The 16,124-nt window shown below is 31.0% G+C and carries 14 protein-coding genes; all 14 read right to left on the bottom strand.

What is annotated here, in order from left to right; all coding sequences use genetic code 11:
• Nucleotide 1: 1 nt before the first annotated feature.
• A complete protein-coding gene (locus VOI54_RS10020; protein WP_326282654.1) occupies nt 2–1,540 on the bottom strand; it encodes a glycosyltransferase family 2 protein in 1,539 nt (512 codons plus the stop codon).
• Nucleotides 1,534–2,679, bottom strand: coding sequence for a glycosyltransferase family 4 protein (locus VOI54_RS10015; RefSeq protein ID WP_326282653.1), 1,146 nt, complete (start codon nt 2,677–2,679; stop codon nt 1,534–1,536). Before VOI54_RS10015 ends, VOI54_RS10020 begins: the two co-directional genes overlap by 7 nt.
• 418 nt (nt 2,680–3,097) lie before the next feature.
• Nucleotides 3,098–3,730, bottom strand: a complete 633-nt coding sequence (locus tag VOI54_RS10010) for a class I SAM-dependent methyltransferase (protein WP_326282652.1) — start codon at nt 3,728–3,730, stop codon at nt 3,098–3,100.
• Entirely contained in the window at nt 3,720–4,676 is a 957-nt protein-coding gene (locus VOI54_RS10005) for a glycosyltransferase family 2 protein (RefSeq protein WP_326282651.1), read from the bottom strand. Before VOI54_RS10005 ends, VOI54_RS10010 begins: the two co-directional genes overlap by 11 nt.
• Before the next feature lie 11 nt (nt 4,677–4,687).
• Nucleotides 4,688–5,851, bottom strand: coding sequence for a hypothetical protein (locus VOI54_RS10000; RefSeq protein WP_326282650.1), 1,164 nt, complete (start codon nt 5,849–5,851; stop codon nt 4,688–4,690).
• A 3-nt stretch (nt 5,852–5,854) separates the two neighbouring features.
• Entirely contained in the window at nt 5,855–6,946 is a 1,092-nt protein-coding gene (locus tag VOI54_RS09995; RefSeq protein WP_326282649.1) for a glycosyltransferase family 4 protein, read from the bottom strand.
• Nucleotides 6,937–8,334 (bottom strand): glycosyltransferase family protein, encoded by a 1,398-nt coding sequence (locus tag VOI54_RS09990; RefSeq protein ID WP_326282648.1) that lies wholly within the window; start codon nt 8,332–8,334, stop codon nt 6,937–6,939. The genes VOI54_RS09995 and VOI54_RS09990 overlap by 10 nt, the downstream gene beginning before the upstream one ends.
• A gap of 60 nt (nt 8,335–8,394) precedes the next feature.
• Complete coding sequence (asnB, locus tag VOI54_RS09985; protein WP_326282647.1) at nt 8,395–10,101, bottom strand: asparagine synthase (glutamine-hydrolyzing); 1,707 nt, start codon at nt 10,099–10,101, stop codon at nt 8,395–8,397.
• A gap of 1 nt (nt 10,102) precedes the next feature.
• Entirely contained in the window at nt 10,103–10,801 is a 699-nt protein-coding gene (locus tag VOI54_RS09980; protein ID WP_326282646.1) for an acylneuraminate cytidylyltransferase family protein, read from the bottom strand.
• A gap of 138 nt (nt 10,802–10,939) precedes the next feature.
• Nucleotides 10,940–12,100, bottom strand: coding sequence for a UDP-N-acetylglucosamine 2-epimerase (neuC, locus tag VOI54_RS09975; RefSeq protein WP_326282645.1), 1,161 nt, complete (start codon nt 12,098–12,100; stop codon nt 10,940–10,942).
• Nucleotides 12,097–13,098, bottom strand: coding sequence for an N-acetylneuraminate synthase family protein (locus VOI54_RS09970; RefSeq protein WP_326282644.1), 1,002 nt, complete (start codon nt 13,096–13,098; stop codon nt 12,097–12,099). Before VOI54_RS09970 ends, neuC begins: the two co-directional genes overlap by 4 nt.
• Nucleotides 13,098–13,757: a methyltransferase domain-containing protein gene (locus tag VOI54_RS09965; RefSeq protein WP_326282643.1), complete on the bottom strand. Its 660-nt coding sequence runs from the start codon at nt 13,755–13,757 to the stop codon at nt 13,098–13,100. The genes VOI54_RS09970 and VOI54_RS09965 overlap by 1 nt, the downstream gene beginning before the upstream one ends.
• A gap of 23 nt (nt 13,758–13,780) precedes the next feature.
• Entirely contained in the window at nt 13,781–15,082 is a 1,302-nt protein-coding gene (locus VOI54_RS09960; protein ID WP_326282642.1) for a hypothetical protein, read from the bottom strand.
• A 25-nt stretch (nt 15,083–15,107) separates the two neighbouring features.
• Nucleotides 15,108–16,121: a glycosyltransferase gene (locus tag VOI54_RS09955; protein WP_326282641.1), complete on the bottom strand. Its 1,014-nt coding sequence runs from the start codon at nt 16,119–16,121 to the stop codon at nt 15,108–15,110.
• Nucleotides 16,122–16,124 lie beyond the last annotated feature (3 nt).

Below are 16,124 nucleotides of genomic sequence, written 5' to 3'. Positions count from 1 at the left end.
ATTATTCAGTACGTTTTCCTAGTTTCATTAACTTTTTCGCATAAAAAACAGACTTATTAAATTGAAGTACTTTTAAAGGAAATTTAATAACTTTTAACGGTAATTCTATTTTAGATGCTTTGGTAAAATAAAATACAAAATATTTAATTTTATATTCTTTACGTTGCCTTTTATTATAGTGCTTAAACAACAGATACATAATTGTTGGACTAGGTTTTGGCACAATCCATTTAACTGGTGTATCTAGTTCCCAAGGCTGTTTTTTCCTGTTTTTTCCTTTTAGGCTAGATTGTTTTCCCCAAAAACGATACCCTCCTTGTGGTGGCTTTAGATGTAGATTAACTGAAAAAGGGTTGTTCAAAACAGTTACTCCCAGCTTTGTTATTTCCAACCCAAAATCTGCATCTTCTCCATATCCTCCATCATAATTTATGTCATTACCAATCAATTTATCAACAACACGTTTAGATACACAAGAATTGGCATTACTAAAGCCTTGGGCTGCTCCTACTTTCCACCTTTTCGCTCTTAGTCCATTTAATTTAATTTCTAAATCTTTTAAATCTTGTTGTTGATGTTCTGCCCTTATATCTAAACCATTACAAGCTTCTGCTTTATAAGTTTGCAATAATCTAATATGATTTTCAATAAAATCTGATTGAACCCTAATATCATCATCCCCAAAAACAATATAATCGCCCGTACATAAAGCAATAGCTTCATTTCTTGCTCTACAGCTTCCTTTGGTTATTTGCCACTTAAAAACTACTTTAAACGAATAATTCTCAGAATTGTACAAAGACACGTCTCTTTTTTCTTTTGGAGTAGCGTCTACAACAATAACTTCATTAGGTTTATAAGTTTGATTTTCTAAATCTTTTAAAAGGTTTACTGTAAACTCTTGTCGCATCATTGTTGGAATGATGTAACTAACCTTTGGAGTGCCTTGTATAGGATTAAGTTCTCTTGGCTTTAACTGATTTTTTTTATCCTTAAACTCAAAATTTCGCTGTGCATTTCTATATGCTTTAATCCCTTTTAACTTCCAAAAACCTTGCCGTGCAAGCATATAAATACTATGAGATTTTTTGAAGTTCTTTCTATAAAAAGTATAAATATCTTTTACAGATAGGATTACTTTTTCTTTTACAGGTTCAAATAAACCCTTTACATGTAAAGGAATTCCCCCCTGGTAACGCAATGTATTAAATCCGAAATCAAGTGCCGACATCTGAATATTGTCATAATCTAAGTCAACCCCATTAAGAGAATCCCAAACTTTCTTTCGTACTGCAAAAGCATTAGGGTTTATTCTCCAACTTACACATTTATCAAGACCATCAAAATCATTTATGTACCAAAAATAAGCCACTGCTTGATACACTACTTCTGGAAATGCATTTTTATAACCTTGCTCCAAACCACTATGCCAAATATCTCCCTCTTTTAAAACCAATTCATTTAACAAGTGTAAATTGGGTTTACCTATATAAAGAATTATTTCTCCTGTAGGTGCAATATGTTCTTTTAACTTTAACAAGATGCGAGTATACTTTTATAAAATTCAACGGAACGTTTAGCAACCAGATTATGATTAAATTTTTTCTTTACTTTTTCTCTGGCCGCCTTTCCAAATTGTATTTGTTTTTCTTTACTATGTAATAGATCTAAAATTTTATCAGCATATTCATTATGATTTTTTGGATAAACTAAAAAGCCCTCTTCGCCATCTTCAATCATCTCATTTGCCCAACCTATATTTGATGCTACAATGGCTTTTTCCATAGCCATAGCTTCTAACCAAGACACTGGTAGGGCTTCTGCAAATGTTGGAAAAACACAAACGCTTGCTTGTTTAATTAAATCTTGAATTTTGGAGTACTCTACAGCTCCTAAATAGTTTACTTTTTTTATTGATTCTTTATTAAATAAAGATTGTATTAACTCCCAAGTTGAAAAAGAACCTGTTTTTATATCCCCACTATCTTTACCCACTAAAATAAGTTCAACACCATTATCTTTTTCATATACCATATTAAAAATATGTGGTAATTCGAAAAGTCCCTTTTTCCTTATTAATGTACCAAAATAAAGTATTGTTTTTTTAGTTGTAGTATTTGCCTTGGGTTCAAATAGTTCAGCATCAATACTGTTTGGTATCACAGTAAAATTTTTATTCAACCCCATTAATTTATTGGTTAAATGTCCTGTATAGGCGCTTACACTTATAACACCATCAGCTTTGGTCAGAGCTCGTTTTTCTAAAAACTTATTTTTATATTTCACCTTTCTTTTATCTAAATAACAAAAATAGGTATCACTCCCGTTTTCTCTGATTATAAGAGGGCACTTGGGCTTTACAAACGCCGTAAAACCAGTCCAATCTGGTGCTTCAACAATATCTACCTTACCTGCCTTGTGTAAATTATTAATTAACTGCTCTACTTTTCTTTGGGTCAAAATAAGTGATAAACCTTTTACTTTTATATTTTTAATTCTATAAAATTGAATATCATTTTCAGTGAATTGTTCATCTTTATCTTGATGATAAACAAGTACGCTAACTTCATGTCCCATAGCAGATAATGCCTTGGATAAGTTTAAAATACTTGTACCAATACCACCAGAACTACCAGTTTTTGGATGTGGATATTCTGGTGTTAAAAAAGCTATCATCATATAATTAAATTTAAAAACATCTAATCTCTATACACATAATTTTTGAATACTAATAATCTAATAGGCATTAATAAAACAACAGTAAGTGCAGTCACCAATAAATAATTTAATCTAATATATAATCCTAAATTAAAAAACAGATTTGCCAATAAATAAAATAAAAAAATTGAAAAAATATACTTGTAGAATTTGTTCTTATGATGCTTTTTATTGAATATAAACCGAAGTTGTACTATGTATAAAAAAATGTACGCAATTCCATAAACTATAATAAAAGAAAATCTTTCATTGAAACTAAAAACATCAATTAAAACGAATAAACTAGAAAATATATATATATAGCTAATGATACTAATAAGTACATATTTTTTTACTAAAGTTACATTTTTAGATTTCAGTGTATTTTTAACATTAAAGATCATTGAGTACCATTTTTTTTAGCCAATACAATGATCCAAGGAATAGGAGTTTCTACTGCTATTACTTTTCCAAAGTTAGCTTCTATCAATTTCACTATCTCTTTTCTTGACCAATGATTTAAATGACCAGGTGTATTTCCCAATTTTTTTACATACTTAAATCTACAGATATTGAGAAGCTTCCATAAAGGTTCTCTTGGAACTCCTAAAATCAAATACCTTTTTGATATTCTTTTAATTTCTTTTAAGGCTAACTCGGGATAGTCTAAATGTTCTAAAACTTCTAATAAAAACACCAAATCAACACTTTTATTTTCATGTTTTAGTTCATATACACTTTCTTGAAAAATATTTAAATCAGGATTGTTTTTTCGAGCAATACGCACCATATAATCAACATATTCAGAGCCACTTAGACCTACTGCCATTTTTTTTAAACGCATAGTAGACCTACCTTCTCCAATTCCTATTTCATGTGAGCTTTCTGTATTTTTTGTTTTTGAAATTAAGCGTTCAACAGCCTTAAAATAATTGTTTACTAAATATTTTGCTATTATGCCTTCATTTTTGTATTTGCCTGAAAAATCCTCGTTCTCGGGTTGTGCGTTTAGGCTTGTATGATCAATCATCATTAAATTTTTTTTGCTTTAGCATAAGTAGCATTTTTTCTTGATTTAGTCTTATCCTTCCAAGCATATCAGCTAAAAATGCTAATACTAGAAAAATAATGGAGACTAAAAACACTATCAAACTAGAAATACCAATAAACTTGTAGGGTGTAATCCTTTCTTTTAATATCCAATGTAATAATACGAATCCACCAGAAATTAATGCAAGAATAAAAAAGATTAGAGATATCATCCCAAAAAAATAAAATGGTTTATAATCTCTCAGACTTTTTGTAATTATCTTCAATGTTTTATACCCATAACTTAAAACATTATTTGCTACTCTGGATTTTCTCTCTTCAAAATAAGTAACACTTACTGGTATTTGCTCTACTTTAAAACCTTTATTTATTAGATCCAAAATAGTTTCGTGAGTATAGGTAAATTTCCCATGTAAATTCAAGTTAATTAGAGACTTTTTTGAATAGGCTCTAAATCCACAAGAGGCATCTTTTATTTTAGTTTTGGTAATAAAACTGATAATTTTATTAACTTGCATGTTTCCCCAATGTTTAATTTTAGGCATATGTTCGTGTCGCTTTTCAGCAAATCTATTACCGATACAAAAACTTGCTTCTTCATCAATTATTGGTTGAATCATTTTTGAAATTTGATTAACATCAAATTGACCATCTGCATCTATACTGACTAAAATATCTGCTTCCTCTTTTAGTGCATAATTAACTGCTGTTTGAAACGCAAACCCCACTCCTCTATTTACACCATGAGAAATTACAGTTGCCCCCGCTAGTTTAGCTTCTTCTTCTGTTGCATCTGTACTTCCATCATTTACTATCAATTTTGTAATTGTTTGCACTCCCTTAATGTTTTCAGGAATACTTTGCAATACCTTTTGTATTGTTTTAGCTTCATTTAAAGCTGGCATGTAAACAATTATTTTTTTATTCATTAATCTAAAATTTACAATCTACTTGTAAAAAGTAGCAAACTAATTCTTATTTCATTTAATATATAAACTATAGATATTGAATACACAATATACAAAAACAGCTTATCACTTAATTTAAACTTTTTATAAAGCAAATAATACCCTAATAAAAATCCAGGTAGCATAGACACCCAATACCTACTAAAGCCTGTACCTGCAAATACATATCCCGTCATTATTAACGAAATAGACACTAATATTTTTTTTATTACTCTAGGCTTTAACGTTCCTACATAACCTGAAACAAAGGCAATTATTAACAATACGCTTAAAAGGTAGTTTCTAAACCCCGTAATTGGAATAAATAATGACACAAAAGCTGGTATTCCATTAATACGAGATACTTCATAATGTTGCTCTAAACCTAACCCACATTTTAAATTATATATAATAGGATTTTCAATATTAAACCTATCAAAATAACTTATACTAGAAACACCTTGAGATTGCACATTTGCTAAATAGAAACCCCACAGAGCAACAGGTATGAATGCTATCAGTATATAAACCGATAGTGTAACAATATTTTTCTTAAAATCTAATTTCAAATATTCTATATAACGTACAAAAATTAAGAGTCCCAAAACAGCAAACACATAACGCGTAAAAATTAATAAAAGGAAAAAAAATAATAAAAAAGCAAAATTCTTAGATAGAAGGTCAGAGTTGAAATAGTAGATAAAACCCGAAAATGAAAAAAACAGTAAAGCCTCAGGATATAATTTAGCAAACCAACTTATTGATGTTGGATTTATTAATGTTAATGCAATCAAACTGAGAATTATTGTTGGTGGTAATTTTACTTTTTTAAAGGTCTTAAACCAAAATACACATCCAAAGAGCACAAGTGCTAAGTGAAATAATTTGCTTAAATAAATAGCCACTAAATTATTTGTAAACAATTTAAAAAAAACTATTATAATTGGTACTGAAGGGCTTACAACTGATGGTTTCTCATTAATACTATAGCTTCCATCTAGGATACTATTTGCCAAAGTAACATAAGTATGCTCATCACCATGCAATGAAAAAAATAAGTTGCGACTTGTAAAAGCAAGACTTAAAACTATTATACTTAGTAAAATATAGTCTTGCTTGGCTTTTAATAAATTGATGTTTCTAAATATACTGTTCATCAACTAAAACCTGATTAGTTCTATATGTTTTTTTATCATAGTATCAATAGAAAATGATTCTTTAATTAAGGTTCGTGTATTTATTTTAATTTGCTCATTTCCTAGAAATACAGTCTCAATAATTTCTTTTAACGCTGAAATATCTTTTGCTTTAAAAATATATCCATTCTCTCCATGGGTTATGGCTTCTTCATTTCCCCCCACATTTGATGCAATTACTGGAATATTAGCTGCTAAGCTTTCTAATATTGCCAGACTAAAACACTCCATATGTGACGGCAACAGCATATAATCATACTTACAATAAACTTCATTTAAATTTGAAACACTTCCTTTAAAAGAGAACACGCTTGCTAATAACAATGTATTTACTTTTGCTTTAAGTACATCTTCATAAGGACCTGCTCCATATACATCAATAACAAGATTGTTTTTAATAAAATCAGGCAAGATATTAACCGCTTCTATAAGATCTTGTATACCTTTTGAATACCTTAAATGAGATACGACTAAAAATCTGGGGTTAATCTTTCTTCTTTCGTCAACCTTTGGAATGATCTCATCTATTAAAACTCCATTGTATACGGTTTGGATTTTACGCTTTAAAAAACTTCCAAAATCTTTTAAAATAGCTCGACTTGTATATTCCGAAACTCCAATGAATTTGTCTATATGTTTTGAATACAATATGCCTTTTAGCCGTTTTTTTAATTGCTTTTTTAGTGTATACCCCTTTAATGGCCTTGGGTTATGGTCTACTGCAATTATTTTTGCCTTTTGATGCTTTTTAATTTCTGCAAAAAAGTAAGTACACAACTCAATAAAATGCGTTATTATATGTGAATATTGAGTGTTATTTGCTCTTGAATGGTTTAAAAAATTCTTTTCTAAACTTAAGTGCTTTGGACATGGTATAATATTAAACTTATCATATTCACCATGTGAAGCCAAATTAGGAAAAAACCAATCGATCATAATTTGTTTTTCATTACATATCTTATTAAAATTCCAGAAAAAATGATCCATTCCTCCAACACGGTCTTCAAGAAGTTCATAATTGCATATTATGGCAATATGTTTTGCTTTTAATCCCATGCTTTTAAACTATCTGCTAATGCGCTATTGGTTTTTTCTAATGAAACGCCCACCTGCTGCTTTATAAAATTCTTGCGCTTTTCTTTATCATTATCCGTTTCCAGATAATCTGAAATTGCCCGAATTAATGCTTCCTTTGTTTTTACTAGCTTAGAGGCCTGGCTATTTACCAAATGAGCTATATGCGCATACCCTAAAAAGCGTTGGTCATCATATAAACTATTGGTTTGGTTTCCAAAAATAGGGTTTATAACCGGCTTATCGAACAACATAAAGTCTAAACTCATAGTAGACAACATATTAATATTCAAATCTGAATATTCTAACAGAGCCCTTAACTGTTTTACATCTTTTATTGTTGGAATTCGTTGTGACCAGGATTCCTGGTGGTTTTGCCTTACCTGCTCCCATTTAGGAAAGTTCCACTTTATAAATGGGAATTTTTCAACTATTTCTTTAAAACGAACGGGGTCTTCAGCCGGTGAGGTTCTTACAATAAAATTAACCGGTTCTATAGTCTTTTCTATAATGGCATTTGCAAGGGTTTCAATATAAAGTTCGTCATTTTTACTGGTTGAAATATCACCACAACTAAAACAGATTGTTTTTAAATTTAAATCTAAGTCAAATTGGTTAATAAATTCTGATTTCGATATTTTATATGCATCCATGACATAGGGCACGAACTGAGGAGTTCCTACAACTTTAATACGCTCTTCTTTTATTGATCTATAAAATTTTAGCAGATCATGCTTCATCAAATCACTCCACACCAAATAATAATCAAAATTAGAAGCCATTCTACCTTTTGAAGCCAAATTATCCCAACTAAAAATAAAAGCTGTTGTTTTTATTTTTTTCTGATGTGCTGCATACACTAAAGGTGCTATATAAGGAGGTCTTTGATGCGTAAAGAACAACATACCAAATTGCTCCTCTTCTAATATTGAAAGATACTCTTTAGTTATTTTATGATTTCTGAAAGTAAAATTTTGCAACCTCTGAAACTGCTGGATATTAGACTCTCTATGAAATAATGCTGTTAGCTTATATATAAACCGTGTTGCATATCCTCTGGTTGTTTTAAACTTTGAATAATTAGCTCTTAAATTATCCCAAATACCAAAATTCTCTTTTTTATTTAATTTAAGGTGAGCAATTTCTTTAGCCTTTCTAAAGAACCATGTTTTAAAAGTTTCTACAAAAACATTGAGTTCTATAACCCTTAATTCGGTATATTCTCTATAAACAGATTCGGGTAAACAAGATAAAATGACCACTTCATCAAAGGTTCTATTGGCATGTTCTAAAAAGTCGCTTAAAATGAAATTTCTAAAGCCTACACCATCGGTAATAACAAGGGCCAATTTTGATTCTTTTCTTTGCAAGTTTTTTGAAGTTTGTTTAAAATGTTAAAGATATTATTTTTAGTAATAAAACATAGGCTGTCATGACATTAACAATGAGAAATTGATCAATTGCCAAATATGAAAACTCGATTGATTATCACCAGCCAAATACCTGTTCCACTCTAAATCTAATTCCTTTATGTTAAACCATGATTTATATTCTGAAGATTTTATGCTGTTGATACAATTTTCTACATACCCTTTTAGATCTTCCCCTAACCATTCCCGTTGTGGCGTTTGTAAAGGGCGTTTAGGTGCGTAAGTAACTTTTTTGTCTACGTATTTTGAAATAACATCTCTTAAAATCTGTTTCCCCTGGTTATCTTTTATCTTAAATTCCGTAGGAAGTGAAAATGCAAACTCAATCAATCTGTAATCTAAAAAGGGCACTCTTAATTCTGTTGAATGTGCCATAGACACTCTATCATTAAAACGTAAAGCTCTTGGGATTTTTGTATAAAACAAATCTCTATATTGTGTATTCTTTACTGTTGAGTTAAAAGGTTTTGGGTGGTCTTTTTTTGAAGCAAGCTCTATGAAGGCGTCACTTAACATATTTTTCCTAAATGGGCTTTTATGAATACCCTGAATAGTAACGTTTGACGCATTTCTATAGTAATCGTATCCGGCAAGCTGTTCATCCATTCCCTGACCATCCAACAATACCTTTATACCTTTTTTTGATGCTGAAGCAAACAATTTAGAATACGCCAAAGTAGGGATGCCTCCATAAGGTTCATCTTGGATATCTGATATAGTTTTTGATATTGATACCACTTCGTTTGAAGACATTAAAACTTTATTTAATGGATTGTTATAAATACCTATGATTTGCTCAACCCAAGGTAATTCGTCATAATCTTCATTGTTTGTATAAAACGTAAAAGCTTCTATTTTAGATATATCATTTTGGGAGATATTGGCCAAAGCCAATAGTGCCGAACTATCTAATCCGCCACTAACATTAAATCCTACAGGCACATCTGCCCTAAATCTTAGTTTAATGCTATCTACCAGCAACCTAATGTACTCCTCTTGGGCTTCCTGATAGTTTGTTAGTTTGGGTTGATGCCGTACTCTATCAACAAAATCATACCATTTTTCAACTTTTACATGTCCGTTGGAATATTCTAAGAAATGCCCGGCAGGTAATTGATTGATATCTTTCCAAAATGTTTCATTGGGAGCTCCATAACTACCATTTATGAAATAACCAGACCATACATTTTCATTTGGAATTTTATCACTCCCTGCTTTATGGATTGCTTTAATTTCACTAGAAAAAATCAGTTTATTATTGTTGTATGAATAATAAAATGGTTTAATTCCAAACCGGTCTCTGGCAGCAAATAATTCTTTGTTCAAATTATCCCAAATAGCAAATGAGAACATGCCATTTAACATTTTTAAACATGTTTTGCCATATTTAACGAAAGCTGCTAATAGCACTTCTGTATCAGAAGACGTTTGAAAATCATAATCATTTTTTAAACGGTCACGAAGCTCTAAATAATTATAAATTTCACCGTTAAAAACAATAGTAAATCTTTTAGTGATATCTTTAAAAGGCTGATTAGCGTTTGAAGACAAGTCAATAATGGAAAGCCTGTTATGCCCTAAGGTTGCAAAGCCATTATCAAAATAAGTTCCGGTGAAATCTGGTCCTCTATGCGCCTGAGACTCCAACATCTTATGTATTTCAAATTGGTAATTGTCAGATCCAATAATTCCGGCAATTCCACACATACTATATGTTTTTAGACTTTAAAAATAGTTCCGCTTGTTTCCAGTCTTCAATAGTATCAATATTTATGGTGTAATCTGATGGCGATTTGATATAAGTCAATTTAGAACCATAAAGAGAGTTTTGCTCCAACAGAACATTGGTTTTTGTTATATAAATGAGCCCGTCTCTATGATAAATTTCAGGTAAATCCTGACGTCTGGGAATTATATGCTCTTCTCCTGTAACTAATTTCAAATGACCATCAATAGTTTCTTTGAAAGTCCAATGCGGATTATACTCATCAGGTACTTTTTGAACCGACACTAAGGCATCACAACCAGATGTTATAAATTTCTCTATGGCTTTATCAATAAACGCTCCGGTTTTAAAAGGACTTGTAACTTGCAGAAGACATACAGCATCAAAATGTATATGTTGTTCTTCGTAAAACCTTAATGCATGCTGAATGACTCCTAAAGTTGGTGATGTATCTTCTGCCAGATGTTTAGGCCTTACAAATGGCACCTCAACGTTTAATTGTTTAGCTACCTTAATAATGGCTTCATCATCAGAACTTAAAATAAATCGCTCCAGTTTTTTCGAATCAGAAGCGGCTTCAACAGTGTATTGAATTAAAGGCTTACCATTAAGAATTTTTATATTCTTTTTAGGAATAGATTTAGAGCCTCCACGTGCTGGTATGAGTCCTAAAATTTTCATACGTTTAAATTTTATTAATTATTTAGTTTTATGATAATTATAAAATTGAGAACGTATGTAAACGCTACGCTCTCACATTAAAATTTTTAAACATATCCTTTTGTGAAAAATGTCTAAAATTTATTAATGTTCGTTTCATTAATACGAAATGGTTTTATGAAAACGTAATTCAACTTCGGCTAAAATATTGGCTATGCTTTCTCCCGAATTCCCCTCACCATAAATAGAATCACTTGTCATATGATTTTCTAGTTCTATTCTATTTAAAATAGCCGATTCAATATCGGCTTCGTCATAAGAAACATCTAAAACGTTAACACCTCTGGTTCTTCCGTTTTGGCGGGTTCCAATATTAACAACAGGCACTCCTAAATAAGCGCATTCTCTAATACCTACACTTGAATTACCCACCAAACACTTACTATTAATAAGTAACCGAAGGAAATCCTCTGGAATCATATTTTTAAAAAAATGAATATTCTCTGGTTTGTTTATTTCTCTGTAAGACCTAATACCATTGGAAGTACCATCTGCTCCGGCATCTACATTTGGCCAAAACCAAAATGCGGGAATACCCAATTTATGTACTGCTTTTAATGTTGCTAAAACGTTCTTTTTGGCCTCTGCATATTCAGTAGTTACGGGGTGTTGCATTACTACTATATAACCGCCTTGCCAATTAATATTACTACCTACCCCACCGTATTTTTCAATGGGATTAAAATTTAAATCGGGTGATTTATTAACGCTGCAAGCAATATCTATTGAAGGACAGCCCGTGTTGAAAACATAATTAGCATCTTCTCCCATTTTAACCACCCTATTTTTAGCATCTTCTGAAGCTACCAAATGAATGTCTGCTAATTTTGTATTGGCATGACGTACTTTTTCATCTATATTACCTGTAACTTCCCCTCCTTGTATGTGAATTAATGGTATGTTTTGATATGATGCTGCTATTGATGTTGCCAAGGTTTCAAACCTGTCGGCAATAGTAACCACGGCATCTGGTTTTAAATTGTAAAAGGTATTGGCCAGCTCCATAACTCCTAAACCTGTAGTTTTGGCCATAGACGTTTTATTTTCACCTTCTAAAACCATAAAAACCTTTGCATCTATTTTAAAACCATCATTCTCAATATAATCTACCGCATTACCATAACGATCTAAAAGCGCCGAACCAGCAACCACTAATTGCAATTCTAACTTTGGATGCGCAACAATAGCCGTTAAAGCAGTTTTTATCCTACTGTAGGACGGACGCGCAGTAATGACAACACATATCTTTCTTACACTCATTTAATATCTCCTGATGTTAAAAAGTCCCATTGTTTGACTTCTCTAGTTAATTGTTTTCCTATAATCTCTTTAAATTTAGAAACCGGTATGCCTTTATTTGCAGGTTTTTTTGCTTCTAAATCTGAAAAAGTTAAAATATGCCCTTTGGATAAATCTTTGTTTACAGCCAAAGATTTCTCAAAAATTGACTTCAGTTCTACAAACTTAGAATTATCAAATTTATCAACTGGGTGCTTAAACGCCTTTTCTATATTTCTAACTTGTTGCGCTAATATTTTAATCTCTTTTATGGTCAATGATGATGTAACGTCAGGGCCAAATTCATTTTTGCTAAAAACAGCATGAAACTCTAATATTTCTGCTCCTAATGCAGCAGCAGCTACACATGTTTCTATTTTAGCGGAATGATCTGAAAACCCAACAGGAACGTTATACCTAGATTTTAATTCGTGAATAACATTTAGCCCATATTGCTCTGGCTGTGTTGGGTATGCTGTTGTACATTGTAAGATAGAAAAATCGGCTTCTTTCAATTTTAAAAAATTCACTGTTTCATCTAATTCTTGATAGGAACTCATTCCTGATGAAAGGATAATTGGTTTACCAGTTTGTGCAATTCTTTCCAACAACAAAAAATTATTGACCTCCCCTGAACCAATTTTATAACAATTAACCCTTACCTCTTCTAATAAATCAACCGCCGCATTACTAAAGGGTGAACTTATAAATTCTATGCCAACATCATCGCAGTGTTTTTTAAGAGATTTCCATTCTTTTAAAGAAAACTCCATTGCTTTCCAATAGTCAAACCTAGTAGCATATTTATCAGTAAACTTTACTCTAAAAGGTTCATAAATACTACTTTCAGCTTCAGCTATATGGGTTTGAAACTTAATAGCGTCAACACCGGTTGTTGCAATAGCCTCAATATAATCATGAGCTTTCTGTAAACTCCCGTTGTGCGCTTGCCCTATTTCTGCTATTAACTTTATACTCATTAGCTTATTTTTCTTGCTACTATTCCGTAGCTCATACCTTTTGCCAGTGGATTTCTATACTCTATATACGATTCAATTCTTGCTTTAAACCAATCTTTTAAAGAGGTACTTTTTCTACTCTTATATTGTGTATCTACAATAGCATATTCCAAAACCTCAAAACCACCCCTTTTCAAGAACTCATAGACAACATGTTTCCAAGGTGTAAATACATGGTTTTCCTTTATATGCTTTTCCTGAAATGCATATAAAGCACCTCTTAAAAACAAACTTAACGTATTTTTACTAGATTGCGGATTTGGTGTGGTTAAAATCAAAATACCATTTTTTTCCATATGGTTAGAGATATTTTGAATTCCCAAAAGCGGGTTGTTTAAATGCTCTAAAACTTCTAACAAAAGTACAACCTCTGCTTTCTTTGCTTCTTTTGGAGCCTTATGGTTTAAATCCCATATTATAGATTCTGGTATTTTTTTCACATAATCAAGAGGCTGCCATTTACCACCTGTACTTTGAACAATACTTTTCATATTGCCAAATCCAGATCCTATATCACTCACAACATTATTCTGCACTTTAGATGCATTATTTTTCAGTATGCTTTTGGCAAACTCAGCTCTATTGCTATATGATTTTATTTTTGTACTCGATCTATTCATTAATGCAAGTTTATCAATATTATTTATGGCCAATTACAATTTTCAAGATAAGTAGGTTTAATATTTTCCTTGTTATTTTCCCATAAAAATCTTTTTAAAGCAAATTCAGATACCATTCTAGTTTTTTCAAAAATAACACCTTCGGAAATTTGAAACATGACTCGCTCTCTTTTTTTACAAAAATTAGTCACCCAATTTTCATCATTCAAATTTTCACAAACTAATAACAATTTTGTAGAAATATCATTTTCAACATCTTGATAACCTGAAACTCCTCCATACTCCTGAACAACTTTATCCATTATCGACTGTTTATAAGTTATTGCAAAAACCGGTATTCCAAAAGAAATAGCCTCAATAAGTTTACCTTTTAACAACATTGAATGCGAACTTGCATCAACAACAAAAACACAATCCATATGCGATGTTATTTCTAATACTTTTTCAGAAGTTAATTTCGTAAAAATCTTAACATGAGGAATTGCCTCTTTAAGCCAATCTATCGAGGATTGGTCAAATTGAGATAGAATAAAAGTGAACTCAACATTTTTTGAAATTTCTAGTTTACTAAAACGTTTCAATGCAACTTTAAACTCATCTGTAAAAGCACTTTTGTAAAATGTACCTGTGTACAAAAAATTTAATTTTCTATTTTTTTCTGAATGAAAGGAGTATAATTTACTCTGGGTTTTAGTAGCATGAGGAATCACAAAACATCTTTTTCTATCTAAACCGTACTTATCTGCAGCATAATCAGCCAATTTACTCGATGGAAACGTCCAACACTGTGCAACTTTTGCAGTACGCTTTAAAAACCCCTCCTCCATTTGGTAGACTTTTTTATTATCCTGTAAAAAAATAGGGTCGTTGATATTTACAATTAAGGGGAATTTTACTTTTTTGTATGCTTTAAAAAATGGAATTAACGACTCTATTGGTAAAATTCTTGACCAGAAAACAAAATCGGGTCCCTTGCCTGCAAACTTTTCTATTCGTGAAGTCTGTTGGCTTACCCATATATACTGAAATATGGTAAGAGTACTGTTGGGAGATAAAAATTTTATTAAAGTTTTATTTGCTACTCTATAACAAAGATGTGATATACTATTCTTAGATGATTTTAATATTTTGTAAAGATAATTACTAAACGTATTACTGGTTATAGAACTAGCCCCGGTTTCATTTATTATCTCTGTTTGTTTTAAAGATAAAATGTTTAATTCAACGTTTTCTTTTTTTAAAATTTCTATCCAATTTCTATTTACAATCCCTTCACTGGATGGATAATCTGGATAAACGCTAAAGGCACAAACAACTATCTTCATGAGATATTTTTACTGTATACTAGTTTTAATAATCTTTAATCATTGTTTTTGGCAAACCTTTCCATTTCAAAAACAGCTTGTTAAAAAAGGGAATTGAAATTACAAATTTTGGAAAAACTCTATTCTTAACATAATTACCTAAAGTACTAACATCTTCTCTAATAGGGAAATTAAAAGGTATGTCTGTTTGAAGGTCTTGAGTTTCGTTATTTTCTGTCATCCATTCTTCATAGGTATTCCCCATATGATAAGCATAATTATCCTGAGTAGTTAACCTCCAATAATCTTTTTTCAACAAAGCCTGGTCTAAAAATTCCATACTACTCCCTCCCATTTTATATTCAATAAAGGAAACAAGATCTTTAAAAACATCCCTTTTATAAGTTGCCACAAAATGTCCTGAACCAATGAGTACCGTTAATTTCGAATCTATTTCTAAACCCAAAGTATATTTTAAATAATCTTTATTATAACTTTTATCCCAACCTATACTTTCATAAAATCGTTCTATTCCCAATGGGTTTTTAACTGGTAAAAACCGCATTCTTTTGTTTAGTATATTATCAAAAATAACATTACCACTATTTGCCTCATACATTTTAAACTGTGGTACAATACCAACAACACCTGCTTTTGGTATGTTACTAAAAACGTTCACAGTTTCCTTTTGCCAATTAGTTAAAAAAAAGACATCAGCATCAGCAATTGTGACAAGTTCAATATTGCTTCCTACTAAGCCTTTTAAAATGGCATTAAGCTTACCAATATTTTCTGTATGAACAAGTTCTTGTATTTTCTTTTGCGCATATAATGTATCTAGGTATATCTTTACATCTTCGCAGCTGCCATTATTTACAATAGTTATAAATGTTTTATCATGGATAGTATTAAAAACAGACTTTAAGGAAGTTCTCAGAATTTCAAAGCTATCCTTATAATAGCCTTCATGGTTAGGTATATAAACAGGAATTAAAATTTGGTGAATATAACTAGAACTATCTATGTATGTATGCTTATTTGGATTTAACCCTACTCTCATTGT

The sequence above is a fragment of the Alterotamlana spongicola genome (assembly GCF_035818475.1).
Classification (GTDB): Bacteria; Bacteroidota; Bacteroidia; order Flavobacteriales; family Flavobacteriaceae; genus Cognatitamlana.
This window is presented reverse-complemented; position numbering and strand designations above follow the sequence as displayed.